At 66.1% G+C, this 25768-nt stretch carries 25 protein-coding genes and 1 tRNA gene; 14 read left to right on the top strand and 12 right to left on the bottom strand.

Annotation, left to right across the window (positions count from 1 at the left end; all coding sequences use genetic code 11):
- The first annotated feature begins 1 nt into the window (after position 1).
- Entirely contained in the window at positions 2–517 is a 516-nt protein-coding gene (locus KZ491_RS10350) for an HD domain-containing protein (protein WP_222565777.1), read from the top strand.
- A gap of 85 nt (positions 518–602) precedes the next feature.
- Here the strand turns inward: KZ491_RS10350 and KZ491_RS10345 are convergent.
- A tRNA-Met gene (locus tag KZ491_RS10345) sits at positions 603–679 on the bottom strand.
- A 210-nt stretch (positions 680–889) separates the two neighbouring features.
- Between KZ491_RS10345 and KZ491_RS10340 the strand changes: the two genes are divergently transcribed.
- The 3 genes from KZ491_RS10340 (at position 890) to bfr (ending at position 2368) form a co-directional block, all read left to right on the top strand.
- Entirely contained in the window at positions 890–1477 is a 588-nt protein-coding gene (locus KZ491_RS10340) for an RNA pyrophosphohydrolase (RefSeq protein ID WP_222565776.1), read from the top strand.
- Between the two features lie 89 nt (positions 1478–1566).
- Complete coding sequence (locus KZ491_RS10335) at positions 1567–1770, top strand: bacterioferritin-associated ferredoxin (protein WP_222565775.1); 204 nt, start codon at positions 1567–1569, stop codon at positions 1768–1770.
- Between the two features lie 127 nt (positions 1771–1897).
- Complete coding sequence (gene bfr / locus KZ491_RS10330; RefSeq protein ID WP_222565774.1) at positions 1898–2368, top strand: bacterioferritin; 471 nt, start codon at positions 1898–1900, stop codon at positions 2366–2368.
- A 32-nt stretch (positions 2369–2400) separates the two neighbouring features.
- Here bfr and KZ491_RS10325 read toward each other — a convergent pair whose 3' ends face one another.
- On the bottom strand, positions 2401–2988 hold the full coding sequence (locus KZ491_RS10325; RefSeq protein ID WP_222565773.1) for a DUF4126 domain-containing protein: 588 nt from the start codon (positions 2986–2988) through the stop codon (positions 2401–2403).
- 30 nt (positions 2989–3018) lie between these two features.
- Between KZ491_RS10325 and KZ491_RS10320 the strand changes: the two genes are divergently transcribed.
- The 6 genes from KZ491_RS10320 to KZ491_RS10295 all read left to right on the top strand — a co-directional run bounded on the left by KZ491_RS10320 (position 3019) and on the right by KZ491_RS10295 (position 7639).
- Positions 3019–3753, top strand: coding sequence for a DUF6776 family protein (locus KZ491_RS10320; RefSeq protein ID WP_222565772.1), 735 nt, complete (start codon positions 3019–3021; stop codon positions 3751–3753).
- A 1-nt stretch (position 3754) separates the two neighbouring features.
- The gene (locus tag KZ491_RS10315) at positions 3755–4189 is read left to right on the top strand and encodes a bactofilin family protein (protein ID WP_222565771.1); all 435 of its coding nucleotides are present in this window, start codon (positions 3755–3757) and stop codon (positions 4187–4189) included.
- A gap of 154 nt (positions 4190–4343) precedes the next feature.
- Entirely contained in the window at positions 4344–5117 is a 774-nt protein-coding gene (locus tag KZ491_RS10310) for a DUF6776 family protein (protein WP_222565770.1), read from the top strand.
- Positions 5118–5197: 80 nt separating this feature from the next.
- Positions 5198–5566 (top strand): iron-sulfur cluster insertion protein ErpA, encoded by a 369-nt coding sequence (erpA, locus tag KZ491_RS10305; protein ID WP_246606754.1) that lies wholly within the window; start codon positions 5198–5200, stop codon positions 5564–5566.
- 86 nt (positions 5567–5652) lie between these two features.
- Positions 5653–6573, top strand: coding sequence for an NAD(+) diphosphatase (nudC, locus tag KZ491_RS10300; protein ID WP_222565944.1), 921 nt, complete (start codon positions 5653–5655; stop codon positions 6571–6573).
- A gap of 142 nt (positions 6574–6715) precedes the next feature.
- On the top strand, positions 6716–7639 hold the full coding sequence (locus KZ491_RS10295; RefSeq protein ID WP_222565769.1) for a cobalamin biosynthesis protein: 924 nt from the start codon (positions 6716–6718) through the stop codon (positions 7637–7639).
- A 23-nt stretch (positions 7640–7662) separates the two neighbouring features.
- Here the strand turns inward: KZ491_RS10295 and KZ491_RS10290 are convergent, their stop codons facing one another.
- From KZ491_RS10290 to KZ491_RS10280, 3 genes are all read right to left on the bottom strand, one after another.
- Positions 7663–9630: an MFS transporter gene (locus KZ491_RS10290; RefSeq protein ID WP_222565768.1), complete on the bottom strand. Its 1968-nt coding sequence runs from the start codon at positions 9628–9630 to the stop codon at positions 7663–7665.
- A gap of 99 nt (positions 9631–9729) precedes the next feature.
- Positions 9730–11025: a phosphoribosylamine--glycine ligase gene (purD, locus tag KZ491_RS10285; RefSeq protein WP_222565767.1), complete on the bottom strand. Its 1296-nt coding sequence runs from the start codon at positions 11023–11025 to the stop codon at positions 9730–9732.
- Between the two features lie 33 nt (positions 11026–11058).
- Positions 11059–12054: a TIGR01777 family oxidoreductase gene (locus KZ491_RS10280; protein ID WP_222565766.1), complete on the bottom strand. Its 996-nt coding sequence runs from the start codon at positions 12052–12054 to the stop codon at positions 11059–11061.
- Between the two features lie 255 nt (positions 12055–12309).
- Between KZ491_RS10280 and KZ491_RS10275 the strand changes: the two genes are divergently transcribed.
- From KZ491_RS10275 to KZ491_RS10260, 4 genes are all read left to right on the top strand, one after another.
- Positions 12310–15354, top strand: a complete 3045-nt coding sequence (locus tag KZ491_RS10275) for a type VI secretion system Vgr family protein (protein WP_222565765.1) — start codon at positions 12310–12312, stop codon at positions 15352–15354.
- A gap of 7 nt (positions 15355–15361) precedes the next feature.
- Positions 15362–16990 (top strand): esterase/lipase family protein, encoded by a 1629-nt coding sequence (locus KZ491_RS10270; RefSeq protein WP_222565764.1) that lies wholly within the window; start codon positions 15362–15364, stop codon positions 16988–16990.
- Between the two features lie 86 nt (positions 16991–17076).
- Positions 17077–18024 (top strand): T6SS immunity protein Tli4 family protein, encoded by a 948-nt coding sequence (locus KZ491_RS10265; protein ID WP_222565763.1) that lies wholly within the window; start codon positions 17077–17079, stop codon positions 18022–18024.
- Between the two features lie 52 nt (positions 18025–18076).
- Positions 18077–19456 carry an MATE family efflux transporter gene (locus KZ491_RS10260; protein WP_246606752.1) on the top strand — a complete coding sequence of 460 codons (1380 nt, stop codon included), beginning with the start codon at positions 18077–18079 and terminating at the stop codon, positions 19454–19456.
- Here the strand turns inward: KZ491_RS10260 and purH are convergent.
- The 7 genes from purH to aroQ all read right to left on the bottom strand — a co-directional run bounded on the left by purH (position 19428) and on the right by aroQ (position 25700).
- The gene (gene purH / locus KZ491_RS10255) at positions 19428–20996 is read right to left on the bottom strand and encodes a bifunctional phosphoribosylaminoimidazolecarboxamide formyltransferase/IMP cyclohydrolase (protein ID WP_222565762.1); all 1569 of its coding nucleotides are present in this window, start codon (positions 20994–20996) and stop codon (positions 19428–19430) included. The two genes, KZ491_RS10260 and purH, sit on opposite strands and share 29 nt — an antisense overlap.
- Positions 20997–21049: 53 nt before the next feature.
- Complete coding sequence (gene fis, locus KZ491_RS10250; RefSeq protein WP_222565761.1) at positions 21050–21322, bottom strand: DNA-binding transcriptional regulator Fis; 273 nt, start codon at positions 21320–21322, stop codon at positions 21050–21052.
- A 118-nt stretch (positions 21323–21440) separates the two neighbouring features.
- Positions 21441–21977 (bottom strand): DUF3426 domain-containing protein, encoded by a 537-nt coding sequence (locus KZ491_RS10245; protein ID WP_222565760.1) that lies wholly within the window; start codon positions 21975–21977, stop codon positions 21441–21443.
- Between the two features lie 445 nt (positions 21978–22422).
- Positions 22423–23346, bottom strand: a complete 924-nt coding sequence (gene prmA, locus KZ491_RS10240; RefSeq protein ID WP_222565759.1) for a 50S ribosomal protein L11 methyltransferase — start codon at positions 23344–23346, stop codon at positions 22423–22425.
- A gap of 7 nt (positions 23347–23353) precedes the next feature.
- A complete protein-coding gene (gene accC / locus KZ491_RS10235; protein ID WP_222565758.1) occupies positions 23354–24721 on the bottom strand; it encodes an acetyl-CoA carboxylase biotin carboxylase subunit in 1368 nt (455 codons plus the stop codon).
- Between the two features lie 10 nt (positions 24722–24731).
- Entirely contained in the window at positions 24732–25196 is a 465-nt protein-coding gene (gene accB, locus KZ491_RS10230; RefSeq protein ID WP_222565757.1) for an acetyl-CoA carboxylase biotin carboxyl carrier protein, read from the bottom strand.
- Positions 25197–25250: 54 nt separating this feature from the next.
- Positions 25251–25700, bottom strand: a complete 450-nt coding sequence (gene aroQ / locus KZ491_RS10225) for a type II 3-dehydroquinate dehydratase (RefSeq protein WP_222565756.1) — start codon at positions 25698–25700, stop codon at positions 25251–25253.
- Positions 25701–25768: the final 68 nt, after the last annotated feature.

The following is a 25768-nucleotide window of genomic DNA, read 5'->3' as shown; positions in this document are numbered from 1 at the left end:
TATGAAGCACGAACGGGTCGTGTCGCCGGACTTGCTGCGCGAGATCCGGCGCCAATTCCGGCTCGACTGGGCCGGGCACCATGGCTTCCCGCACTGGGCGCGCGTCTATCGCCATGGCCTATACGTTGGCCGGGCGGTGGGCGCGGATCTGCGCGTCGTCGAGTTGTTCGCCTTCCTGCATGACTCGCAGCGGGAGAACGAGTACACCGATCCCGAACACGGTTCCCGGGCGGCCGACTATGCCTGTTGGCTTCGCTCCAAAGGGCGGTTTGAGCTTGATGCGCCGGCTCTCGACTTGCTTGTGGCCGCCTGCCAAGGGCACAGCGACGGGCACCAACTGGCAGATCCGACCGTCATGGCGTGCTGGGACGCGGACAGGCTGGACCTGGGGAGGGTTGGGATCCGGCCGGACCCGCGCCGCCTGTGCACCGCTCCAGCCCGTGATCCCGGTTATCTGGCGCGTGCGTGGCGTGGTGGCGTTTCGCACCGGGACCGCATCCACCGGATGGAGCGCTAGCGTCTCCCGTCATCGCCCACAAAAAACCCCGCAGATCCGCGGGGTTGGCTGGCGTCCCGGCAATTCGCCAGGAGCTGTCGTCGTGTGGTGGCTATGGGTGGAATCGAACCACCGACCTCGGGATTATGAGTCTCGCGCTCTAACCGTCTGAGCTACATAGCCAATTTTTCAGATTTTACTACACCCGTATTGAGTGCTGTGCGCCAAACGGCTGAGCCAACTAGGCGGCGATCTTCCGCCACGAGCGCAGCGAGCCGGGAATTCTGGGCGCGCCGCCGGCCATTGTCAAACCTGACTGGACGCGGGACCGTCGCTTGTCGGATGGCGGGGGGCGTGGCAGAGTCAGAGTCAGTCCAATCCGGAGTCCGTCTCGTGATCGATCCGGACGGTTATCGACCCAATGTAGGCATCGTGCTGATGCATTCCGACGGGCGCCTGTTCTGGGCGCGGCGCGTGCATCGTGATGGCTGGCAGTTCCCGCAGGGCGGGATGAACACCGACGAGACGCCGGTCGAGGCGATGTATCGCGAGCTGCGCGAAGAGACCGGCCTGCAACCCGACCACGTCGAAGTGCTGGGTGCGACGCCGGGCTGGTTGCGCTATCGCCTGCCGCAGCGCTCCATCCGTCGCAACGATCGACTGGTGTGCATCGGCCAGAAGCAGGTGTGGTTCCTGCTCCGACTGACGGGCAAGGAGTCTGACCTGCAACTGGATGTCACCGAGAAGCCCGAGTTCGATCACTGGCGCTGGGTCGATTTCTGGTACCCGTTGGAGCACGTGGTCACGTTCAAACGGCACGTTTACGCCAGTGCCCTGCAGCATCTGGCCCCGTTTGCCCGCCACGTTGCCGGCGACCAGGCGGTACCGCCAGCAGGTCCGGTCCTGGCAGGATGGTCGCGCCATCGCAGTCGGCCGCGCCCGGCGCGGCAGCATCCGGCACGGGGCGGCAAGGGCGTATGAACCCGCGCCCGGGTCTAATTGACAATCATTCTCATTCGTAGTTAGATTGCGACCGTAGCCGATCCGGCTACCAACCCGGTCCAGTCAACGTGTACGTCTGTATCTGCAACGGCATCACCGATCACGACATCCGCCAGGCCGCCGAGGCGGGCTGCGATTCTATGGCTGAGCTGACCATGCGTACGGGCGCGGGTTCGTGCTGCGGCAGTTGCGTGGACATGGCCAGTGAACTGCTCGACGAGACCCGCGCCGCGCGTGCTCTGCCCCTTCCGGTGCTTCGACACGCCGCCTGACCAGCCAAACCGCGCGTCCTCCAAACGACACTGGTTCGCACTTGCGGCTGCACCCGGTTCGCGTTCCGCCCATCTGCGGCATGACCGTTTAGAGTGGTTTGATCCCCACGCATAACGGAGCATTGCCATGAAGGGCGACGCCAAGGTCATCGAGTTCCTCAACAAGGCGCTCTACAACGAGCTGACCGCGATCAATCAGTACTTCCTGCACGCCAAGATGCTGAAGAACTGGGGCCTCAAGGAGCTCGCCGACCACGAGTACGAAGAGTCCATCGACGAGATGAAGCACGCCGACCAGCTGGCGGAGCGGATCCTGTTCCTCGACGGGCTGCCGAACTTCCAGGCGCTGGGCAAGCTGCGCATCGGCGAGAACCCGCGCGAGGTGTTCAACTGCGACCTCGCCCTGGAGATGGACGGCTTGCCGCTTCTCCGCGACGCCATCGCCTACTGCGAAAGCGTCAGCGACTACGTCAGTCGCGAGCTGTTCGTGTCGATCCTGGCGTCCGAGGAAGAGCACGTGGACTGGATCGAAACCCAGCTTGGCCTGATGGATCGCCTGGGCGACCAGAACTACCTGCTGACCCGCACCGAGAAGTAACCGGCGCGCACCGGCGCGTCAAACGCCGCGCGTCAGCGGGGTCCCGCGGCGCCCGAGCGCCGGCGCCGGAAGATCATCCGCCATACCCACCACAGTGCCACGCCCAGCACGATGCTGGTCACCACGACCAGCCCGAAGGCCACCCATGGGTAGCTGAATACCAGTGCCAGCCCGCCCACCGTGGCGACATCCTCGGTGAGGCTGGCGGTCCAGTTCGTGACCGGCTCGGGCGAGGTATTGAGCACGGCCCGTGAGCCGGACTTGAGCGCGTGGCTGGCAAACGCCACGCCGGCGCCGGTTGCCAGTGCGCCTGCCCCGAGGCTGCCATCGGGTGACATTGCCGCTGCCGCCAGGAAGGCACCGGCCGGGATCCGCAGCACCGTGTGCAGCAGGTCGGACACGGAATCGACTCCGGGGATCTTGTCGGTGAGGAATTCCGCTGCCGCCAGCAGGCCCGAGATCCCCATCACCCAGGGCGACGCGGTGACCTCCAGGGCCTGGGGCAGGTCGAGCCAACCGAAGAATCCGGCCAGGCCGATCCCGAACACCGTCATATAGACGCGAACGCCGGCCAACCAGGCGAGAACTACGCCAATTGCGAACAGGTGCGCATCAGACATCGGGCAACCTCGCTAGAATCCGGGCCGGGTATGGGGAAAACAGAAACCACACGTTATGTGATCGTGCCGCATCGGCGCGGTCGCCGCACGATGTTGCTGTCGGCGCTTGTCGCCGGCTGGCTGGGGTCACTGTTGCTTGTCTGGGCCGCCACGAGCCTGCACGCGGCGCCGCAACTGCCGGGCGTGAAGAGCGCTGCGGCTACCGCGCAAACCGAGCTGGCGGAGGCCAAGGCACGGCTGCAGGCATTGAGCCAGCGCGCGGCCACCCTGGAGCGCTCCGACCAGATCAGCCGCGTCGCCAACCGCGAGCTGCAGGAAGAACTCTCGCAGCGCGAAGAAGAGATCAGTGGCCTGCGCGCCAACCTGGCCTTCTATGAGCGCGTCGCCGGGCCGGCTGCCAAGCAGCGCAAGGGGCTGAATGTGCACTCGCTGGAATTCAAACCCGAGCAGGCCGGCACCTGGCGTTATCAGGCGGTGCTGACCCAGAACCTGGCTCAGGGCGCGATCAGCAGCGGCAAGCTGCGCTTCGCCATCGAGGGCGTGCGCGACGGGAAATTGGCCACCGTCGGCTGGGCCGACCTCCATCAGAACAGCGCCGCACCCGCGCAAGACTATGCGTTCCGCTACTTCCAGCAGCTCGAAGGCAGCGTCATGTTGCCTCCCGGGTTCACGCCACAGCGGGTGCGTGTCGCCCTGCGCGGCGGCAGTGCCAACGTCGACCAGGCGCTGGCATGGACCCAATCACCGCAACACGGAGAGACCTGACATGCTCAAGAAGAAGGCGAGTGTCCCCGCCAGCCAGATCGACACGCTCATCGGTGCCCAGGTGGTCATCCGCGGGGATTTCCACTTCAGCGGCGGTCTCTACGTTGAGGGCCGCGTGATTGGCAAGCTGATCGCCGACGACGGGGAGAAAGCGGTGCTCACCCTGGCCGACAACGGCATTGTGGAAGGCGAAGTGCGCGCACCGGTAATGGTGATCAACGGCACGGTGAACGGCAATGTTTACGCCACCGAACGCATCGAGCTGGGGTCCAAGGCGCGGGTGGATGGCAACGTGCACTACAAGGTGGTGCAGATGGCGGCGGGCTCGGTGTTGACCGGTCGGCTGTTGCACGTGGATTCCGAGCACGCCTACGCCGGCGACGAAGAGATGGCCGAAGCTGAAGGGATGCCCCGCCTGGCGACCGTTAACGGCTGACGCTCAAGCACCGCCGGGGTAGGCTGGCCGCAGACGCCCCGTCGGGCGGAGCGACCGATACCCCGCCATGAACTCATCCGGATCTCCTTCGGAACCCACCCCCGCCGAACCTGCCGACCCCGTGCCTACCGTTGCGTCGGACATTCCGACGGATATGCCCGCGCCCGAGCCGGAGCCCGTGCGCGAGCCGAATCCGGAGCGCAAGCCTGTGTGGGCCGCCCGGCGTGCGCCGTCTCCGATGGTGCTGTGGGTTGCGGTGGCGGTCGCGGTGCTGTTTGGTGGCTGGGGGATGTGGCGAACCCTCGGCGGCGGCGGTGACGTGCATGCGCGATTGAGCGCCAGCGAGCAGGCCAATGACGAGTTGCAGGCACGCCTGGACGAGATGCAGCAGAACGTCGCTACCTTGACGCGATCCGACCAGATCAGCCGCGACGCCAATCGCGACCTGCAGGGCGCACTGGCCGAGCGCGAAGAGGAAATCGCCGGACTGCGCGCGGACGTGGCCTTCTACGAACGTCTGGTGGGCGCGACGTCGCAGCGCCGTGGCCTGACCGTGCATGCCTTGCGGATGTCCCCGCAGAACGACAACGCCTGGGAGTTCCAGACCACGCTGACCCAGAACCTCAACCGCGGCGCGGTCAGCAGCGGGCGGCTGAGCCTGGCCATCGAAGGCACCCTGGACGGCAAGCGCGAGGAACTGGTCTGGAGCGACCTGCGCCAGGGCGACGACGCCGACGGCACGCCGTTCTCATTCAAGTACTTCCAGCAGATCAAGGGCGACGTGTTCCTGCCCGACGGATTTTCCCCGGTACGGGTGACGGTGAAGCTGCAGCCCAGATCGGGCTCGCCGATCACCGAGTCCTTCAACTGGTCGGAGGTCATCGGCAACGGCCCGCAGGGCGGTGTCGCACCCGCCGAAGCTGACTGAAGCGGGCGCAACGCGGCGGCGAGCTTGAATGCCTGCAGGTAACCCCCCATCCTGAGCGGATGGACAGTCAGTTTATTCCGATGCCGGGCCTCGACAGCGCCCCGGGCTACCAGTCGCTCGACAATGCGCTGCAGTTCACCTCCGCCGCCGCCGCGAAAGCCGCCGAGCTGGTGGCCGAGGAAGGCAACCCCGCGCTCAAGCTGCGCGTGTTCATCCAGGGTGGCGGTTGCTCGGGCTTCCAGTACGGCTTCGAGTTTGACGAGGAGCAGGCCGACGACGATCTGGCGGTGAAAACCGACGCCGCGACCTTGCTGGTAGACCCGCTGAGCCTGCAATACCTGATGGGCGCAGTGGTCGATTACACCGAAAGCCTGCACGGCGCGCAGTTCGTGATCCGTAATCCGAACGCGAAGACCACCTGCGGCTGCGGCTCGTCCTTCGCCGCGTGACGGGCGACGGGGCGCCGTTCGCATTCGTTGAATCGGGCGCTTTTGGCGAGATCGACGCCGCGTTCCGTCGCGGTGAGCCCGGGCTTTTGCCCGATGGCGACCAATCCGAGTGCCACGGGGCGCTGGACCGTGCCGACCGCCTGCGTGGCGATCCCGCCGCGCTGGCCGCGCTCTGGGCCGATGCCCGCGTGCTGCTGCTGGATGACGATGGCCGCGCGCTTGCGCAAGCCGACGGCAGCCTGTTCGCGCCCACCGGTATGCAGATCAGCCAGGGACCCGGCGGCACCGGCGCGGCGATCTTCCTTGGCATCGATGGCGGTGGGCGCGGCTGGTTCAGCCTGGACGCGAAGTTGGTGGCCTTGCACGCACCCCGACGCATCGATCTGCGGACCGCGGCCGCCGAATGGCCGGCGTTCGAATCTGGCGTGTATGCGCAGGCGCGTGCTCTGCAGCATTGGCGCAGCCGCTACCGCTACTGCAATGTCTGCGCCGGAGAGATCGGCTTCGAACGCGGTGGTTGGCTCGGCCGCTGCAACAGTTGCGGACAGGACCATTATCCGCGTACCGACCCGGCAGTGATCGTTGCCGTGACCGACGGCGAGCGTTTGTTGCTGGGTCGCCAGCCGGGATGGGCGCCGCGCAGGTATTCGGTGCTGGCCGGCTTCGTTGAGCCCGGCGAGACCCTGGAGCAGACCGTCGCCCGCGAGGTCATGGAGGAGTCGGGGGTGCGCGTGCGCGCGTGCCGCTACCTCGCCTCGCAGCCGTGGCCGTTTCCCGGTCAGTTGATGCTGGGCTTCATCGCCCTGGCTCATCCCGATGAGCCGCAGGTCGATGACGAGCTGGAAGATGCGCGCTGGTTCAGTGTGGACGAGGTGCGTGCAGCCACCGCCGGTGACATCGACGACGGGGTGAGCCTGCGCCTGTCGCCCACCATCTCGATCTCGCGCTGGTTGACCAACTGCTGGCTGCGGACAATGCACGCCAGGCGCGCGGACCGGCCACGCTGAGTGTTGCCGGTCGTTCGGCAGCGATCGGCGTTGCGCGTCCGGCGCCCGCACTGCCGTTAGAATCGGGAACTGTGCGCAGTCGAAGCGCGGCGTGCATCGCGCGACGTGAGCCGCACCCCGTGAATCCGGAGGAAGCCAGCCAATGTCCATCACCCTGATCGCCACCATCGTGGCGCTCGTCCTGGGCCATCTGGCACCGTCGTTTGCGGCCACCGCCCGCAATTTTCGCTGGTATCGCGACCTGATCATCTGGTGCAACGGCCGCTTCGGCGAGGACGGGTTCTGGCGGGGTCGCTGGGGTGTCGTGCTGGTGCTGTTGCCGCCGGTGCTGGTCATCGCCCTGCTGCAGGCGGCGTTGGACGGAGGGCTGTGGGGGATGGCCGGCCTGTTGTTCGGTACGGCGGTGTTGTTCCTGTCCTGGGGGCCGCGTGATCTGGACCGCGATGTCGATGCCATCCTGGACGCACCCGACCGCACGAGCCGGCGCGAGCGCATCGCGCAGATGGTGGCCGAGGCGCAAACCCCCGGCGGTGGCTCCGGGCTGGTGGAGGCGGTGTTCCGCAACGCTCTGCGACGCTGGTTCGGCGTGCTGTTCTGGTTCCTGGTACTCGGCCCAGTTGGCGCGATCGCCTATCGCCTGAGCGTGCTCGCCGCAGTCGGCCCAATCGCCGGTGACGTGCCGTCCACGACCCGCGAGGGCGCGCGCGTCTGGCTGGCCATACTGGAGTGGCCGGTGGCGCAGTTGATGACCCTGGCACTGGCGCTGGTGGGCAACTTCGATGGTGTGCTGAGCGCGTGGCGCAACGCTGAGGGTGCCTCGTTGCAGCTCAGCAGCCGGTTCCTGGGCGCCGCAGCACGGGCCAGCGTCAACAGTGAGCTGAGCGAGCAGGGCGATGTCTGGGTGTCGGACGAGGAAGACACCGAGAGCGGCATCATTGCGCCCGCCGTAGGCATCGCGCCGCCGGACCTGCCTGAGCTACGCGACGCTATGAGTCTGGTCTGGCGCAGCCTGCTGGCGTGGCTGGCGGTCCTGGCGCTGTTCGTGATTGCCGGCTTCGTCAGCTGACCAAACCGGGCCCCGAACCGTCCTCAGGCGTTATCGCCGCGCAATTCGCGGACCTTCGCCTCCAGCATCGCGGCATCCACCTCAGCGCCGTCCATGGGCGCCGCGGCAACCACCTCGACCCGGGCGCGGAAGCCGCGCGGCGCGCGCATCCGGCCCAGCGCACCGGCCTCGGCATGCGCGCTGCGCCGGCTCCACATGCTCGTCCACATGCCGCGCAGCGCCATCGGGATGACCGGCACAGGGCGGCGCTCGAGGACTTTCTCGAGCCCGGACTTGAACGTGGCGATTTCCCCATCGCGGGTCAGCGAACCCTCCGGGAAGATGCAGACTATCTCGCCTTCCGCCAGCGCCGCGTCGATCTCATCGAATGCGCGCTGCATCAGCGCTGGATTCTCGCGCGCACCGGCAATCGGGATCGCCTTCGCGGTGCGGAAGAACCAGTGCATCACCGGTACGTTGTAGATCCGGTGATACATCACGAAGCGCACCGGCCGCGGGATGCAGGCCGCCAGGATCAGGGCGTCCATATAACTGACGTGGTTGCACACCACCAGCGCGGCGCCCTCGTCGGGGATGTGGTCGATGCCGCTGGGCCGCAGCCGGTATAGCGTGCGCACCAGCATCCAGCTCAGGAAGCGCATCAGGAACTCGGGCACGATGGTGAAGATCCACAGCGCCACCGCCGCGTTGGCGATTGCCAGCGCCAGGAACACCTGCGGGATGGTGAGATCGGGCATCGGCACCCGCACGCCGCCCAGCTCGAACGACGGCAGTTGCAGGGTCAATCCGAGCACCGCGGCGAGCACGATGAAGCCGGAGTTCTGGATGTTCAACCCGGCGAACACGCGCGACATTTCCGACTTGGGCGTGCGGCTCTGGATCAGCGCGAACAGCGGCACCACGAAGAAGCCGGTGAACAGGCCGATGCCGAGCAGGTCGATCGTGGTCCGCCAGCCGCCCGGCTGCGCCAGGAAGCCTGCGACGTCCAGTCCGGACAGGCTCGCTGCACCGGGACGCGCGAGCGCCAGATCGAGCAGGAACGCGGTCATGCCAAACGCGCCCAACGGCACCAGCCCGATCTCGACCGTGCGCGCCGACAGCTTCTCGCACAGCATCGAGCCGACCCCGGTACCCACCGAGAACATCGCCAACGCGAAGATGTACAGCGTCGCCGATCCGCCCAGATTGACCTCGGCGTAGGTCGGCAGTTGCGAGGTCAGCACGGTGCCGACAAACCAGAACCACGACACCCCGAGCACCGCGTTGCGCACCGCCAACTGCTTCTTGGCCAGTCGCAGTACCGCAAAGGATTCCGGGATCGGGTTCCAGTTGATCTTCAGGCCGGGCTCGCCGGCGCCGGCGGGCGGGATCGCCCGACTGACCAGGTTGCCGGTGATGGCAAGAGCGATCACCAGTGCGCTGGCGACCCACGGCCCGTTGTCACCGGCGGCGTTGAACACCATGCCGCCGATGATCATGCCGCCGAGGATCGCGATGGATGTGCCCATCTCGACCAGCCCGTTGCCGCCGGTCAGTTCGCGCGGGTGCAGCACCGCCGGCAGGATCGAGTACTTCACCGGACCGAACAGGGTCGACTGCAGCCCGGTGCAGAACAGCGCGACCAGCAGAACGGTCAGGTTCTGGGTCATGAAGCCGACCGCGGCCAGCGACATGATCGCGATCTCCATCGCGGTGGTGATCCGGATCAGCTTGGACTTCTCGACCTTCTCGGCGATCTGTCCGGCGAGGGCCGAAAAAAGGAAGTACGGCAGGATGAACAGCGCCGGCGCCAGGTTGGTGTACAGCGTCTTGTCGGCGCTGCTGACCCCCAGCCAGAACAGCATGCCGATGATGGCCTGCCGGTAGACGTTGTCGTTGAACGCGCCCAGCGCCTGGGTCAGGAAGAACGGCAGAAAGCGGCGTTCGCGCAGCAGGCCGTACTGGCTGTGCGAGCCGCTGGGCGGTGGATCAAGCGGCGTTCCGTCTGCCATGAAAGTCCCCGAAAGAATGCCGGCGAGCCTAGCAGACCGATCCGGTGGTCCGGCCCGTGAGTGCAGGGACGGTCGCCGTCGCCCGGTTACCGGGCGGGGTCAGTCGCGGGCGATCGCCCGCCAGCCGATATCGCGACGATGGAACTCACCCTCCCAGCTGATCCGGTCGACGAGTTGGTAGGCATTGCGTTGGGCCGCCGCGACATCCTCGCCCAAGGCGCACACACACAGCACCCGGCCGCCGGCGGTCACGATGTTGCCGTCGACCAGCCTGGTGCCGCCATGGAATACCTTGCTGACGCCAGCGTCGGTGTCCGGGTTTGGGGTCGCCGCAGGCAGATGGATCACGTCGCCGGTGCGCGGGGTCTCGGGGTAATTCGCCGCCGCCATCACCACGCCCAGCGACGGACGTGGGTCCCATTGCGCCTGCACCTGATCCAGACGCTCATCGATGCCGGCCTCGATCAGGTCCAACAGATCCGACTGCAGCCGCAGCATGATCGGCTGGGTTTCCGGGTCGCCGAAACGGACGTTGAACTCGATCACCTTCGGCGCGCCGTCGGCGTCGATCATCAGTCCGGCATAGAGGAAGCCGGTGAACGGAATGCCGTCGGCCGCCATGCCGCGCACGGTCGGCTCGACCACCTCGCGCATCACCCTCGCGTGGACTTCATCGGTGACCACCGGCGCGGGCGAGTAGGCGCCCATGCCACCGGTGTTGGGGCCGGTGTCGCCATCGGCGACGCGCTTGTGGTCCTGGCTGGTGGCCATCGGCAGCGCGGTGACGCCGTCCACGAGGGAAATAAAGCTGGCCTCCTCACCGTCGAGGAACTCCTCGATCACCACCCGCGCGCCGGCCGCGCCGAACGCGTTGCCTTCGAGCATGTCGATGATGGCCGCCTCGGCCTCGGCCAGCGTCATCGCGACGATCACGCCCTTGCCTGCGGCCAGACCATCGGCCTTGATCACGATTGGCGCGCCCTTCTCGCGCACGTAGGCCAGCGCGGGACCCACTTCCGTGTGCACGGCGTAGTACGCGGTGGGGATGCCGTGGCGGGCGAGGAAGTCCTTCGCGAACGCCTTGCTGCCTTCCAGCTGCGCGGCGGCGGCGCTGGGGCCGAAGATGCGCTGCCCGGCGGCGCGGAAGCGGTCGACCACGCCGGCGACCAGCGGCGCCTCGGGCCCGACCACGGTCACGTCAACGCTTTCTCGGGTGGCGAGCTCGAGCAGGCCGTCGATGTCGGTTGCGGCCAAGGCGACGTTGCGGCACTTGGCCTCGGTCCCGGTGCCCGCATTGCCCGGAGCGACCAGCACCTCGGAGACGCGCGCTGACCGGGCCAGTTTCCACGCCAGTGCGTGCTCACGGCCGCCGGAGCCGATGACGAGGATTTTCATTGCGGTGGGTTCCTTGACGCGTGGCCGGCGATTTTACCCGACCCGATCGACGGACGGCCGGGGTGCGCACAACGATGCCAGCGCAGTGCGTATATCCGGGTAGTCGAAGACAAAACCCGAGGCGGTCAGCGCGGTGGGCACCACCCGCTGGCCTTCCAGGACGAGATCGGACTGCTCGCCCAGCGCCATGCGCAGTGGCCATGCAGGTGCGGGCAGCAACGCGGGTCGATGGAGTACGCGGGCCACGGCGCTCGCGAAGGCGGCTTGATGGATCGCGCCGGGGGCGACGAAGTTGTAGGCGTGCACGGCCGCGGGCGACGCGTTGTCCGCGTCGTCTTCGTCAGCCTTGCCGCGCGGCCAGAGATGGGCCATGCCGCGCAGCAGGTCCCGGATGTGGATCCAGGACAACCACTGCCGCCCGGTTCCCGTTCGGCCGCCCAGCCCGAGCTTGAAGGGCAGCAGCATCATCGGCAGCGCGCCCTGGTGCCCCAGGACGAGTCCGAAGCGCATGCACGCCACGCGCACGCCGTGGTCAGCGGCCTTGGCCGCTTCCGCCTCCCACGCCTGGCACAACAGCGACATGAAGACCGGCTGCGGCGGACTGTTTTCCGACAGTGGCGTGTCGTCACCCTGGCGCTGAACACCGTAATAGCCGATCGCCGAGCCGTTCAGCAGGAGCGCCGGCTTGCGCGTGCTGCGCGCGATCCACTCCACCAGGCTGCGCGTGGTGCCGACCCGGCTCTGCAGCAATGCTTCCTTTCGCCGCTCCGACCAGCGCGCTCCGAGGATCCGCGCGCCGGCCAGGTTAACAATGACGTCGACGCGATGATCACCCGGCAGCGATGCCATGCTGCCGATGGCCGTGACACGACCATCGAATGTCGAGAGCGCCCGCCCCGGATCACGCGACAGCACGGTCACCGTGTGGCCGTCGTCCAGCAGGGCTCGAACCAGCTCCTGGCCGATAAAGCCGGTCGCTCCGGTCACCAGAACGTGCTGCCCGTCATCGGCGAATCTGATCGGTGTCACTGGCTGCTCCGTTCGCGCGAGAGGACGGGTGGGATTGGGCGCCCGACAGACTTGTCGCCGATGGCCACCCAGGCCGCCCGCCTTCTGTATATCAGCAACGCAGCAGTGGGCACGTGTGGGGTGCCACCGCCGGCCCCACACGTCTTTGCGGGGAATCCCCACTCGACACGTGCCTGCTGGCCGCCCGGGATGCGCCCACCTTGGATGCAAGGCGCTCACCACTGCCCTAGTATTGAGCCGTCTATGGAGAGGCACATGAGCAGCGGAGTATCTGTTCCCCAGGCCGTTCTGGCCGCATTGTCCCGGTATCGTGACGCCGAGCGCCTGTACGCGCTGTCGGTGGACGGCGCGTCCGCCGATCTTATCGTGGAGCGCTGGCAGGGCCGCGAGAGCCTCTCGCAGGGCTTCGAGTGGTGGATTGACGCGCTTTCAACCGATGCCGGTCTGGACCTCGACGCGCTGCTCGGCCAATCGGCCACGTTGTCGACCCGCGCCGCCGATGGCGGACGCATCCCAAGGTCAGGATTGATCCGCCAGGCCGAGTGCGTGGGCAGCGATGGTGGTCTGGCCCGGTACCGGCTGTGTCTGGTCCCCTGGACCTGGCTGCTCACCCAAGGCCGCCACAGCCGGGTGTTCCAGGACCGCAGCGTGCTGGAGATTGTCGAGGCGGTGTTCGATGACTACGCGCCGCTGGCCAACTGGCAGGTTGCCGATGAGGTCGGCCCGTTCCTGGCCGAGGTGCGCCCGCGCAGCTATTGCGTCCAGTACCGCGAATCCGATTTCGACTTCATCAGCCGGTTGCTGGCCGAGGAAGGTCTGGGCTGGCGGCTGCAGGAGTCCGGCAAGGGCAGTCACGAGCTGGTGTTGTTCGCGCGCAGTGGCAACGGTCCCGAAGACGCGGCGGCCGCCAGTGGTGGCGGCATCCGCTTCCACCGCAGCGATGCGACCGAGTCCAGCGATACAGTCCAGGCGATCGGCGCGCAGCATTCGATCGCGGCCACCGACATCACCCTGCTCAGTCACGACTACAAAAGCATGTCGCTGGCGGCCAGCGTTCCGTTGGATGAAAACGCCACCGATGTGCGTCTGGAGTCGTATGACCCCACCAGCGCCTACAGTTTTTCCAGCCAAACAGAGGCCACGCGCTATGCCGGGTTGCTGGCCGATGCGGCGCGCGCGCACAGCGCGCGCTGGGTCGGCCGCTCGACGGTGCGCAGCTTTCGCGCCGGCCAGTGGTTCGCGCTCACCCAGGCACCGGTAAGCGGTGAGGCGCCGCCGGAGCTGTTGCTGGTGGAGATCCGTCAGGCCGGTATCAACAACCTGCCCGATGCCGTGCGCGACGGAATATCGGAGTTGGGCGCCGCCCCGCCGATGGCGGATGGCGATGCCGTTGCGGCCGACACGGGCCGAGCGGAGTCACTCTCGACCGGCACTGGCGGCTCGAGCGCGCTCGCCGCGGATTGGACCGGAGTGGACGCAAAGAACTGGCAAGCGCTCTGGGCGCAGGCCGAAGCGGTTGGTTACGCCAACACATTCATCGCCGTGCCTCGCGAGCTGCCGTGGCGATCGGTGCTGGCCGATGAGACCGGTCTGCGCGTCAATCCGCGTCCGACGGCACCCGGTTATCAGAGCGCCATCGTGGTCGGCGCCGACGCGTCGCCGCATGCCGCGGGGGTGACAGAGCTGCATTCCGACGCATTGGGCCGGGTGCGGGTGCGCTTCCATTTCCAGAGCGATCAAGCCGCGTCCACTGCCGCCGACAGCTGCTGGCTGCGTGTCGCCCAGCGCTACGCCGGGCCGGGGGTTGGCAGCCAGTTCCTGCCGCGTATCGGCCAGGAAGTGCTGGTGGGCTTCCTGGACGGCGACATCGACCGGCCGATGGTGGTCGGTGCGCTGTACAACGGTCAGGGCGAGGGCGGCATTGCGCCGACCCCGGGTGGCGCCTCGGCTTCCAGCGATGCCAACGATCTGTTTGCCCAGGCCGGAGACCACCGGCCCAGCGCGCAAGGCAACCGCGCCGGCGGCAACGCGCCCGCTTGGCACGGAATAAGCGCGGACACCGACGGCCACCGTAACGCCGCGGCAATGAGCGGGTTCAAATCGAAGGAATTCGGCGGCGACGGTCACAACCGCCTTGTGTTTGACGACACCGATGGCCAGCTGCGCCTGCAACTGGCGACCACCCATGCCGCCACCCAGCTCAATCTGGGACATCTGATCCATCAGGCCGATAACTACCGCGGCAGCTTCCGCGGCGAAGGTTTCGAGCTGCGCACCGATCAGTGGGGCGCGGTACGCGGGGAGCGCGGCCTGTGGATCAGCGCCGCCGCCAATGATGCCGAGGCGCCGGCCGGCGAGCATGTGGCCACGCTGGCCCTGCTGAGGCAGGCCAGCCAACTGGCTGGTTCGTTCAACGAGATGGCCACCACCCACCACACCGTTCGTCTGGCAGCGCATCAAGGTGCCGTCACGGCGAACGCGTCCCGGCTGGTCGAGGACCACGCACCGTTGGAGGCGCTGCTGGCGAGCGCGGGGACCGTTGTAACCGGAGAGGAATTTGACGCCGGCGTGGAAGAGGCACCCGACCGCAGCCCGGCTGGCGGCGAGGACCGCGTCCCGCACAGTGGCGACCCAATCCTCGGTCTGACCGCCCCGGCCGGCATCGGCATGGTCGCCGGACAAAGCCTGCACTGGAGCGCCGGAGAAACCCTGACCGTCGCCAGCGGTGAAGCCAGCAACCTGGCCATTGCCGGCGACCTGCGCATCCACGCCGGCCAGGCGATCGGCTGGCTCGCTGGCGCGGTAGAGGGCAACGTCACCAGCGAGCCTGCTTTGGCGCTCGTGACCGCCGAAGGCGAGTTGGACATTCAGGCGCAAAAGGACGAGATCAAGCTCCAGTCGCGCGATCAACTTAAGGTTGTCAGCGCAAACGCCGAGGTCGATCTCGCCGCCGGCAAGACCGTGCGCATGGCCACCAGCGGCGGGGCGAGCATCACCATCGAAGGCGGGAATATCGTCATTGAATGCCCCGGCAATGTCACCGTTCACGCGGCGAAAAAGTCCTTTATCGGGCCGGCCCAGCTCAGCCGGGAGATGAACAGCTGGCCGGAAACGAAATTTGACCAGAACTACGTCGTACGCCATCGCGCGACCGACGAGCCCATGGCCAACACCCGGGTGGAACTGACCCGTGCCGACGGCGCGCGCATGTCGCTGGTCACCGACGCTGAGGGCAAGCTACCGATACAGAAAGGTCTGGGCCCGGAGAAGGTTGTAATCAAGATCCTCGGAAAGGAATGAAGCAGGCATGCCACGGACGGAAGACGAAATCAGGATTGGCTCCCATGAAACCGACGGGAAGGGGAGTCCGTTAACCCACACAACGCTGAGCCCGACCACCGACACCCGACAGCGGGCCATCCTTGCCCAGCCCACCGCCGTGATCCCGATCATTTTCTTGCCGGGGATCATGGGTACCAACCTCAAATCCAATACAGGCTCCAAAGTCTGGCGGCCGCCCAATACCGACGGCGTGTTCCCGATCCTTGGTGCTATGGGCCAGATGTTCGCCTACGTGTTTCGTGGGCCCGCAACCCGGCAACGGATGCTGGATCCGAGCAAAGTGGAGGTGGATGACCGAGGGTCCATCGATACAGATGGCGCGCTTAAAAAATCCGTCGCAAAGGATCGTGGCTGGGGTGCGGTGATGCGCTCGTCATACCACCCTGTAATGGCGCTGATGCAGAAGCGCCTCAACAACATCATGGAAGCCGGAGGGTTGCTGGAGTGGTGGAATGAAAACGGAACGCGCAGTCCGGGCGACTACGGGGACGAAAAGGCGGGTCCAGCCCTCAGCGGTGACGATTTCAAGCACGCTGCAAGCTATCGTTACGAAGTGTGGGGCGGCGGCTACAACTGGCTGCAGTCCAACGAGGATTCTGGACAGGACTTGATCGATTACATCGATGACGTCGTACTTGCTCATCACCGATCGAAAGGGCAAGACGTGAAGAAGGTAATCCTGGTGACCCACTCGATGGGTGGCCTTGTCGGCCGAGCGATTGCCCGGGTCCACGAGTACGGCAAGCTGCTCGGGGTAGTGCACGGCGTCATGCCCGCCACCGGCGCGCCTGCCACGTATCACCATTGTCGGTGTGGCTACGACGGCGTCTCCCAGATAATCCTGGGACGAAATGCCAAGGAGGTCACCGCCATCGTCGGCAACGCCCCTGGAGCCCTGGAGTTACTTCCCAGCGCAGACTACGGGGAGGGGCGTGCCTGGCTGAAGTTGGGTGGACCTGAAAACAACCCGTCGCATGCGCTCCCGATATCCGACCCATACACCGAGATCTATCACAGCAGGGAATGGTACGGACTGGTTCCGCAGGAAAGCTTGGATATGCTCGATCCTGCGAGCTTACATAATGAACCGGAATTCGACGGGGCTGAAGCGATCGGGTTTGAACGATTCACGCGGCTTTTGAATGATACCCAATGCTTCCATGAGTCAATCTCGGGTAAATACCCCCAGCCTGCATTTGTGCACTATGGGGCTGACGACAGGTTGCATGGCTGGGCCGATGTTCACTGGCAAGGACCTCAGCTGCCCTCTTTGAACGGGATGACGCGCGGCGAGGACAATGGTAACGGGAAGCTCAGCCTCAAAATTGGCGAAAAAGTAATCCCGTTGAATTTCGGGGAGGCGAGTCAGCCGGGCGATGGCACGGTTCCCACCATTTCTGGAGAAGCTCCCCTCCAATCGGGGGTGTCTGCAAGCTTCAGGCAGGGGAATCAAGGGTCAGGCGCGTTCGTCGCAACCAACGAAAAAGGCAAGAATAAAGGTTACGACCATCAAGACAGTTACAACGATTCGCGCAGCCAGTGGGCGACACTTGTCAGTGTGGCGAGTATTTCGTTGGAGGCAGACTGGGCATGAAACGTTGCAAACTTGCAATATCCGCTTTTGCTGTAGCTATGGTTGTCTCAATAGCGATGCCCGTAGCTGCCCGACAAGGATCAAAAATGACAAAAAGTGACCATGGACAATTGGCTACACACTGTTACGGCCGCCACTTGCTTGATTTGCCCTTGCGCAGCAAAACCTCGACAAGTTTCATCGTCGGCGGAGCTGCCGTTGAAACGACCCGTGGATTCGATACGAAGGAGTTTGTCGCATTTGTAGACGCGACCGAAAAGCGTCTACGATCGGAACCTCACAAAACTCGTGCGTTTATGCTTCGCGATCGCGTCGACTTTCAGCCTGATCGCATTTTGCTCTCCTCATGGTTCAGTCCGAACAGTACGGCAACAAATAAAGACACGCTTTATGCTCTGATGGCCGACGCGTCTGTCATGCACGTATTTTCCGTTGAGGGAAGTGGCAGCAACCCCGAAAGGGCAAAGGAATACATGCGACGCCTATCGAGAAACCTGAGTTATCGAGCGGCCGGGGAAGTCCCGACAGCACCAGGCTTTTGCATCGATCAAGGGCTGGTTACGTTGAGCAAGCTCAACAAGGAAGAAGTGACTGCGGGTATCCGCATTCGCGGGATGCCGGGGCTCTCGCTGGGCTTTATGTCCTATGTCACCGGCGCACCCGACAAGCCGCTGCTGCGCCGAAATTCGAGAATTCCGCCCGGCTACGAAGGCACGGCGGCCGGAATGAAGACGCTGCGCCGCGGAGACCGCAACATCGGTCCAATCAAGGGACAGGAGTTGCTTGTCCGGGGAGATGCAGGCGGCAAGCGCAGTTACGAGTTCCTGTGGGAAAGCCAGGGAGAGAAAGCATCGATCGAGCACCCGTTTCTCTCATTGCGCATGTCAACCACTGACGAGACGGACGAGAACGGCGAGATCATGGATGCGCCGTTCAATGACGACGCAGAGGCGCTGGCCTTGTGGGATTCGATCCTGGGCACCCTTCGCCTGCGACCGGGCGCGATCAATCCCGGTGGTGCCGATCTTCGATAGGCGGGCAGTTTTGGGGAGTTCGTGTCGGACGCGGGATGCTTGAGCGGGCATCATGCCGCTCATGCTCGTACCCCCGCCGCTGCACGCATCATCCATCAGTCGCCGCGCGATCGCGCGGCAGGCGTGGCCGATCATCCTTGCCAACGCGGCGGTGCCGACGCTGGGGCTGATCGATACCGCTGTAATCGGCCATTACGGCAGTGCCGCGGAGCTGGGCGCTCTTGCGCTGGGCGCGCTGCTGTTCAACTTCGTCTACTGGAGTTTCGGGTTCCTGCGCATGGGAACGACGGGCTTCACCGCGCAGGCGGCAGGCGCTGGCGACGAGGCGGAAGTCCGTGCCACCGTAGGGCGCGCGGTCCTGTTGGCCGTCGGCCTGGGAGTGGCATTGATGCTGCTGCAGGGCCCGACAACCCGGGTGTACTTCGGGCTGATGGACGGCAGCCAGGAGGTGGAATCGATATCCGCGGCCTATTTCCGGGCGCGCATCTGGGGCGCGCCGGCGGCGCTGACCCTGTTTGTCTGCAGCGGCTTGCTGATTGGGCTCGGGCACAGCCGGACATTGCTGGGCGTGCAATTGCTGTTGAACGGCTTGAATGCCGGGCTCGACATCTGGCTGGCGGGCGCACTCGGAATGGGAGCCCGCGGTATCGGGCTTGGCACCGCCCTCGCGGAGTGGCTTACCTGCGGCGTTGCAGTATTGGTGGTCGTGCGTCTGCTCCGGGCGCGGCATCTTGATAGCGAGCCATTTCTGCCTTGGGTGCGGATCCGCAGCCTGGGCCGACTGCGTCAGGCGATGGCCGCCAACGGCGACATCATGGTGCGCACCTTATGCCTGCTGTTCGGTTTTGGCTGGTTCGCCAATGCCGGTGCCCGCTTTGGCGATGTGACGCTCGCCGCCAACCACATCCTCCTGCAGCTGGTGTCGTTCAGCGCCTTCTTCCTGGACGGCTTCGCATTCGTGGCCGAGGCGCTGGTCGGTGCTGCCTGGGGTGCGCGGGATAGGGCCGGGCTCTCCCGGGTCGTCCGCCTGAGCAGCGAACTGGCCGCGGGTACCGCGTTGGCTCTGGCCGCGTTGATCCTGTTGTTCGGAGCAGTTGCGGTGGCCGGATTGACCACCCTGCCGGCGGTGCGCGAGGTAGCCATTGCCCATCTTCCGTGGACGGCGCTGTACGTCATGCTGTCGGTTGCGGCGTTCCAGCTGGATGGCGTGTTCATCGGCGCCACGCGAACGCGTGAGATGCGCAACGCCAGCCTGCTGTCACTCGCCGTCTACCTGCTGGCCGCTTGGCCCATGACCGCCTTGTGGGGCAATCACGGGCTCTGGGCCGCGTTCGTGGTGTTCGTGGTGGCCCGGGCGCTGGCGCTGATGCCCTACTACCGGAAGCTGACTACCAGCCCGGTACTCAATGGCGGAAGTGCCGCACTCCGGTGAAGACCATGGCGATACCGTGCTCGTCCGCGGCCGCGATCACTTCCTTGTCGCGCATCGATCCGCCCGGCTGGATGACCGCCTTGATGCCGGCCGCCGCCGCCGCATCGATACCGTCGCGGAAGGGGAAGAACGCGTCGCTGGCCATCACCGAACCTGGGACCGACAGACCCGCTTCCTCGGCCTTCAGTCCGGCGATCTTTGCCGATACCACGCGGCTCATCTGGCCTGCGCCGATGCCGATGCTGCGCAGGTCGCGGGCGTAGACGATCGCATTGGATTTGACGTACTTGGCGACGTGCCAGGCGAACATCAGGTCGTCCAGCTGGGCCGCGGTGGGCGCCACGGTCGAGACCACGGTGAGCTCGTCGCGACCAACCTGGCGGTTGTCGGCAGACTGCATCAGCAGTCCCGAGCCGATGCGCTTGAGGTCGAAATCGTTTCGCCCATCGCCGTGGGGGATCTTCAATACGCGCACGTTGGCCTTTTTGGCGCAGTAGTCCAGTGCACCCTGCTCGTAGTCAGGGGCGATGAGCACTTCCACGAACTGGCGGTCGAGGATCGCCTTCGCCGTCGCTTCGTCCAGGGTGTGGTTGAACGCCAGGATGCCGCCGAACGCCGACGTCGGGTCGGTTGCGAAGGCGGCGTCGTAGGCCTCGGCGTTGCTGGCCGCGACCGCGACGCCACACGGGTTGGCGTGTTTGACAATGACGCAGGCCGGCGCATCGAACTGGCGCACGCATTCCCACGCAGCATCGGCGTCGGCCAGGTTGTTGTAGCTGAGCTCCTTGCCCTGCAACTGGGAAAAGGTTGCCAGCGTGCCCGGCAGCGGGTGCGGGTCGCGGTAGAAGGCGCCGTGCTGGTGCGGGTTCTCGCCGTAGCGCAGGTCCATCACCTTGATGAGGTTGCTGTTCTCCTGCGCCGGGAACACGGAGCGGCTGCCATCCTCTGTGATCGAGGACAGATAGTTGCTGATGCAGGCGTCGTAGGCGGCGACCCTGTTGAACGCGGCTACCGAGAGCGCGAAGCGGGTTCTTGCCGACAGCGCGCCTTGGTTGTCCGCCAGCTCGGCAAGCAGCGCGTCGTACTGGGCAGGATCGGTCGCGACCGCGACGCGGGCGTAGTTCTTCGCCGCCGAGCGCAGCATCGCCGGACCGCCGATATCGATGTTCTCGATGATGTCTTCCATCGAGCTGTCGGGGTTGGCCGAGACCTGCTCGAATGGATACAGGTTCAGCACAAGCACGTCGATTGCATCGATGCCGTGCTCGGCCATCACCGCGTCGTCGGTGCCTGCGCGGCCCAACAGGCCGCCGTGGATCATCGGGTGCAGGGTCTTGACCCGTCCGTCCATCATCTCCGGAAAGCCGGTTGCCTCGGACACGTCGGTCACCGCCAGGCCTGCTTCGCGGATCGCCTTGGCAGTGCCGCCGGTGGACAGCAGTTGCACGCCATGGGCGGTCAAGGCGCTGGCGAGATCGATCAGGCCGGTCTTGTCAGACACGGAAAGCAGGGCACGGCGAACGGGAACAAGGTCGGTCATTGCGGGCACGGGAGCTGCGGTGGGGCAGCTATTGTACGGTCGTCGGTCGCCGCCTATACCAGGCCGTATTCGCGCAGCTTTTTGCGCAGGGTGGCGCGGTGGATGCCCAGCATCGCCGCGGCGCGGCTCTGGTTGCCCTCGCAGTGGGTCAGGACTTCGGCGAACAGGGGGATTTCCAGCTCGCGCAGGGCGATCTCGTAGAGGTCGGCGTTCGCGCTGCCATCCAGATCGCGCAGGTAACGACGGATCGACGTGGCGACGTGATCGCGTAGGGGAACCCGGTTGCCGGAGCGGATGGTGTCGGTGCGAGTGGTTGCTGCATTCAAGTCGTGTCCCCCCAGACAGTGACCGCCTGTCGCTTACGATGCGCCGCGTTGTGCGGGGCGACGACAGTCGGTGAGTCTAGCCTGCGCGGCCGCGCGACAAAACCCGCAGCGGCGTTTTTCATCGAAAATCGAAGTTGAAGGCGACGATCGGGGTCGCCGGTTCCGCGATCCGGAACGACACACTGGCACTCTGGCCGGCGGCGAGTTCCCCGTCGTGCGCGGCATCGGAATGGTAATCAGCCGGCTGCAACATCCGTGCGGCCACGGCCTGACCATTGATGTCGGTAAGCTGCAGGTAGAGGACGGGCCAGGCCTGCGGCAGAGCAGCATCGTTACGGAAGCTGGCGCTGACGCTGAGCACGCCGGGCTCTCCGGAGACCGGCCGGACGTCGCGCGCGAGCATCGTGTAGGCCGCCGGCTGGTGCCACAGCGGCACCTCGCAGGCCAGCGCCGCACACACGCTGGCGATGACGGGGCGCCAGCGCGCACTGGCCGCCAGGTCGGCCCGCTGCAGCAAGAGCAGCTGCAGGATCAGAAGTGCTCCAAGCACGCCGACCGCGACGATCCATGGCCAGCGCGCTCCGTCGGGGCGGGGCGGGGTACCGATGGCGCGCAGGAAGCTGGGCCGCCGGTGGGCAGCGCGCGATTGGTCCACTATCGAGGCGCTCCCTCCCATGGCAGCAGGCGGCGACGTGGTTGACCCTGCGCCCGCCGCGGACTCCAGGTCGGGAATACGTGGCGTCGCAGCAGGCTGCGGGTTCTCGCGATGATCGGCCGGGGGTCCTGGAGGCGCGGCCCGGCGCGAGGGCGCGCTGACAGAATCGGCCTGGGCGTCAAAACGCGTGCGGTCGGGCGTCGCTTCCTTCGTATCCCCGGCATCGGTCTGTGCGGGATCCACAGCGTCGGCAGTCAGTACCTCCGCGTCGAGTGATTTGCCGCAACGCGGGCACGGCTGCGATGGGTCCCCGCGACCGACGATGAGCGCGACCAGAAAACCGCAGTGGGGGCAGGGCACGAACATCGCCGCAGTTTAGCCGAGCGGCGCGGGCGAGTGACTGCCTGCAGTGATGGATCGGATCAATCGGGCGCGGGCGCTTGCGTCAGCTCCGACGCACGCCGTCGATGCGGACCCAGTCATCCAGCCGGGCGACCTGCAGTTGCTCGAAAGCACCCTCGAACCTCGCGATGACCTCTTCCTCCTGTCCGGCGAGGATGCCGGAGAGCGCGATCCGGCCGCCGGGGGATACGCGCGCGGCGAGCTCGTCGGCCAGCGATATCAGCGCGGAGGCGAGGATGTTGGCGACCACCACGGGATAGCGCATCTCGGTGGGCTCATCCTCGGGCAGATATACGGTCAAGCGCTCGCCCACGCTGTTGCGCTCCGCGTTGTCGGCGGTGGCGGTCAGGGCCTGGGGGTCGTTGTCGACGCCGACCGCACCGGCTGCGCCGAGCTTCAACGCGGCCAGGGCCAGGATGCCGGAGCCGCAACCGAAATCCAGCACCGTTGCGCCGTCCAGCGCACCGAGGCCTGCCAGACCGTCCAGCCACTGCAGGCACAGGGCCGTGGTCTGGTGGGTGCCCGAGCCGAATGCCAGGCCGGGGTCCAACCGAACCACGGCGCTGCCGTCGCGGTCGGCGCCGGCCGGCAGTTCATGGTTCCACGGCACGATCCACGTCCGTTCTCCGAATTTCAGCGGCTCGTACTGGTCCATCCAGGCCCGTTCCCAATCCTGGTCGGCGACCTCGCGGAACTCGACATGTGACCAGTCGATCCCGTCATCAGCCGCCTCCAGCGCGTGAAGCAGCAGCTCGCGCGGGGTGGAGCCGGGAAACAGCGCGGTCAGCGAAAGCTCGGCCCACAGCGGCATCGCGCCGACGCCGGGCTCGAAGATCGCCTCCTCGTCGGGCGCGTCGGCGTGGGCGTCGCTGAGGGTGACCGCAAGCGCGCCGACGTTTTCCAGCGCCCGCTCATAGCGGGGCTGTTCGGCTTCCGTGCACGGCAGGGTGAGTTCAAGGAAAGGCATGGTCGGCTCAGCTGATCGCCAGCGACTTCTCCTTTTGTTCCTTCAGGCGTCGCTCCAGATAGTGGATGTTCTGCCCGCCCTGCTGGAAGCCGACGTCGGCCAGGATGCGTTGCTGCAAGGGGATGTTGGTCTTGATGCCGTCGATCACCATCTCGCTGAGCGCCACCCGCATGCGGGCGATGGCGGTCTCGCGGTCGGGGCCGTGAACGATCAGCTTGGCGATCATCGAGTCGTAGTTCGGCGGCACGCGATAGCCGGCATACAGATGGCTGTCCACGCGCACGCCCGGACCGCCGGGAACGTGGAAATCCGTGACCAGGCCGGGGCTGGGCATGAAGGTGTCGGGGTCCTCGGCGTTGATCCGGCACTCGATGGCGTGGCCGGTGAACACGATGTCTTCCTGCTTCAGACGCAGCTTCTGGCCACTGGCGATCATCAGTTGCTCGCGGATCAGGTCGATGCCGGTAACCATCTCGGTGACCGGGTGCTCGACCTGGATGCGGGTGTTCATCTCGATGAAGTAGAAGCGGCCGTTCTCGTAAAGGAACTCGAACGTGCCCGCGCCGCGGTAGTCGATGCGGATGCAGGCATCCACGCAGACCTTGCCGATTTCTGCGCGCTGCTCGTCGGTGATGCCCGGTGCCGGGGCCTCCTCGACCACCTTCTGGTGGCGGCGCTGCATCGAGCAATCGCGCTCGCCCAGGTGGATGGCGTTGCCCTGGCCGTCGGCGAGAACCTGGATCTCCACGTGGCGCGGATTCTCCAGGAATTTCTCCATGTAGACCATGTCGTTGCCGAAGGTGGCCTTGGCCTCGGCCTTGGTCGTCTGGATGGCGTTCACCAGCGCCGCCTCGGTGTGGACCACGCGCATGCCGCGACCGCCGCCGCCGCCGGAGGCCTTGACGATCACCGGATAGCCGATCTCGCGGGCAATCTTGATGTTGGTCTGCGGGTCGTCGCCCAGCGGGCCATCGCTGCCGGGCACGCAGGGAACGCCGGCTTCCTTCATCGCGCGGATCGCGGCGACCTTGTCGCCCATCAGGCGGATGGTCTCGGCCTTGGGGCCGATGAAGATGAAGCCCGACTCCTCGACCCGTTCGGCGAAGTCCGCGTTCTCGGCCAGGAAGCCGTAACCGGGGTGGATCGCCTGGGCGTCGGTGACCTCGGCGGCGGAGATCAGCGAGGCCATGTTGAGGTAGCTGTCGGGCGATGGTGCCGGGCCGATGCAGACCGACTCGTCGGCCATCGCGACGTGCTTGAGGTTGCGGTCGACGGTGGAGTGCACCGCAACGGTATGGATGCCCAGGGCGTGACAGGCGCGCAGGATGCGCAGCGCAATCTCACCCCGATTGGCGATGACGACTTTGTCCAGCATCGCCACGGCCTCAGCCGATCACGAACAGGGGCTGGTCGAATTCGACCGGCTGACCATTCTCGGCGACCACCTTGACGATGGTCCCGGATGCGTCGGCTTCGATCGGGTTGAACATCTTCATCGCCTCGATGATGCCGATGGTCTCGCCCGCGGTGACCGTCTGGCCCACCGTCACGAACGCCGGCTTGTCTGGCGCCGGCGATGCGTAGAACGTGCCGACCATGGGCGCGCGCACGACATGTCCGTCGGGCAGGTCGTTTCCTGCCGGCGCACTGCCGCCGGTGGCGGCCTCGACCGGCGAGGCCATCGGCATCGCTGGCGGGGCGGCAACGGCCTGCTGCGGCGCAGTCGCCATGATGGTGCCGCGCGGTGAGCGCGCCAGGCGGACGGACTCCTCGCCTTCCTTGATCTCGATCTCGGCCAGGTTGGACTCTTCCAGCAGATCGATGAGTTTCTTGATTTTGCGCAGGTCCATGGGAGGTCCTCAGGTAGTTATGTCGGTTGGCCGCGCGGGGCGGCCGAAGGAGGTTCAGGCCGGCGTCGCCGCCAGTCGATGCAGTGCGGCATCCAGCGCGCAGCGGTAGCCGGCGGGGCCCAGCCCGGCGATCACGCCGACGGCCAGGTCGCTGAAATAGCTCGTGTGGCGGAAGGGCTCGCGGGCATGCGGATTGGACAGGTGGATCTCGTAAAACGGTAGCGCCACCGCGGCGAGCGCGTCGCGAAGGGCGATGCTGGTATGGGTGAACGCCGCGGGGTTGATCAGGATCACCGCCGTACCATCGCTGCGCGCCGCCTGGATGCGGTCGACCAGCACGTGCTCGGCATTTGACTGCAGACTGTCGAATTCATGGCCCGCGGTCTCCGCGATGCCGCGCAGTTCCGCGTCGATCGCTGCGAGCGTGATGTGGCCATAGATCTCCGGCTCGCGTTCGCCGAGCAGGTTCAGGTTTGGGCCATGCAGGACCAGCAGTTTTGCCATGGGGCTGCCGCAGTGGAAAGCACGGAAGTGTGGCCGAGTGACACCGCAGTGTCCAGAAAATACGGGGT

Origin of the sequence: Novilysobacter antarcticus (genome assembly GCF_019802285.1) — a bacterium.
Classification (GTDB): Bacteria; Pseudomonadota; Gammaproteobacteria; order Xanthomonadales; family Xanthomonadaceae; genus Novilysobacter; species Novilysobacter antarcticus.
Note: the sequence above shows the minus strand (reverse complement) of the source record. Positions and strands in the feature narration are given on the sequence as shown.

What these genes read in the sequence shown, in the direction of transcription:
- KZ491_RS10265 (WP_222565763.1), top strand. Translation starts at nt 17,077, where the DNA reads ATGACAAAAAGTGACCATGGACAATTGGCTACACACTGTTACGGCCGC.
- bfr (WP_222565774.1), top strand. Translation starts at nt 1,898, where the DNA reads ATGAAGGGCGACGCCAAGGTCATCGAGTTCCTCAACAAGGCGCTCTAC.
- KZ491_RS10295 (WP_222565769.1), top strand. Translation starts at nt 6,716, where the DNA reads ATGTCCATCACCCTGATCGCCACCATCGTGGCGCTCGTCCTGGGCCAT.
- KZ491_RS10310 (WP_222565770.1), top strand. Translation starts at nt 4,344, where the DNA reads ATGCCCGCGCCCGAGCCGGAGCCCGTGCGCGAGCCGAATCCGGAGCGC.
- accB (WP_222565757.1), bottom strand. Translation starts at nt 25,196, where the DNA reads ATGGACCTGCGCAAAATCAAGAAACTCATCGATCTGCTGGAAGAGTCC.
- KZ491_RS10290 (WP_222565768.1), bottom strand. Translation starts at nt 9,630, where the DNA reads ATGGCAGACGGAACGCCGCTTGATCCACCGCCCAGCGGCTCGCACAGC.
- KZ491_RS10260 (WP_246606752.1), top strand. Translation starts at nt 18,077, where the DNA reads ATGCCGCTCATGCTCGTACCCCCGCCGCTGCACGCATCATCCATCAGT.
- purH (WP_222565762.1), bottom strand. Translation starts at nt 20,996, where the DNA reads ATGACCGACCTTGTTCCCGTTCGCCGTGCCCTGCTTTCCGTGTCTGAC.
- KZ491_RS10320 (WP_222565772.1), top strand. Translation starts at nt 3,019, where the DNA reads ATGGGGAAAACAGAAACCACACGTTATGTGATCGTGCCGCATCGGCGC.
- KZ491_RS10350 (WP_222565777.1), top strand. Translation starts at nt 2, where the DNA reads ATGAAGCACGAACGGGTCGTGTCGCCGGACTTGCTGCGCGAGATCCGG.
- purD (WP_222565767.1), bottom strand. Translation starts at nt 11,025, where the DNA reads ATGAAAATCCTCGTCATCGGCTCCGGCGGCCGTGAGCACGCACTGGCG.
- KZ491_RS10275 (WP_222565765.1), top strand. Translation starts at nt 12,310, where the DNA reads ATGAGCAGCGGAGTATCTGTTCCCCAGGCCGTTCTGGCCGCATTGTCC.
- aroQ (WP_222565756.1), bottom strand. Translation starts at nt 25,700, where the DNA reads ATGGCAAAACTGCTGGTCCTGCATGGCCCAAACCTGAACCTGCTCGGC.
- erpA (WP_246606754.1), top strand. Translation starts at nt 5,198, where the DNA reads ATGCCGGGCCTCGACAGCGCCCCGGGCTACCAGTCGCTCGACAATGCG.
- KZ491_RS10270 (WP_222565764.1), top strand. Translation starts at nt 15,362, where the DNA reads ATGCCACGGACGGAAGACGAAATCAGGATTGGCTCCCATGAAACCGAC.
- KZ491_RS10325 (WP_222565773.1), bottom strand. Translation starts at nt 2,988, where the DNA reads ATGTCTGATGCGCACCTGTTCGCAATTGGCGTAGTTCTCGCCTGGTTG.
- KZ491_RS10315 (WP_222565771.1), top strand. Translation starts at nt 3,755, where the DNA reads ATGCTCAAGAAGAAGGCGAGTGTCCCCGCCAGCCAGATCGACACGCTC.
- prmA (WP_222565759.1), bottom strand. Translation starts at nt 23,346, where the DNA reads ATGCCTTTCCTTGAACTCACCCTGCCGTGCACGGAAGCCGAACAGCCC.
- accC (WP_222565758.1), bottom strand. Translation starts at nt 24,721, where the DNA reads ATGCTGGACAAAGTCGTCATCGCCAATCGGGGTGAGATTGCGCTGCGC.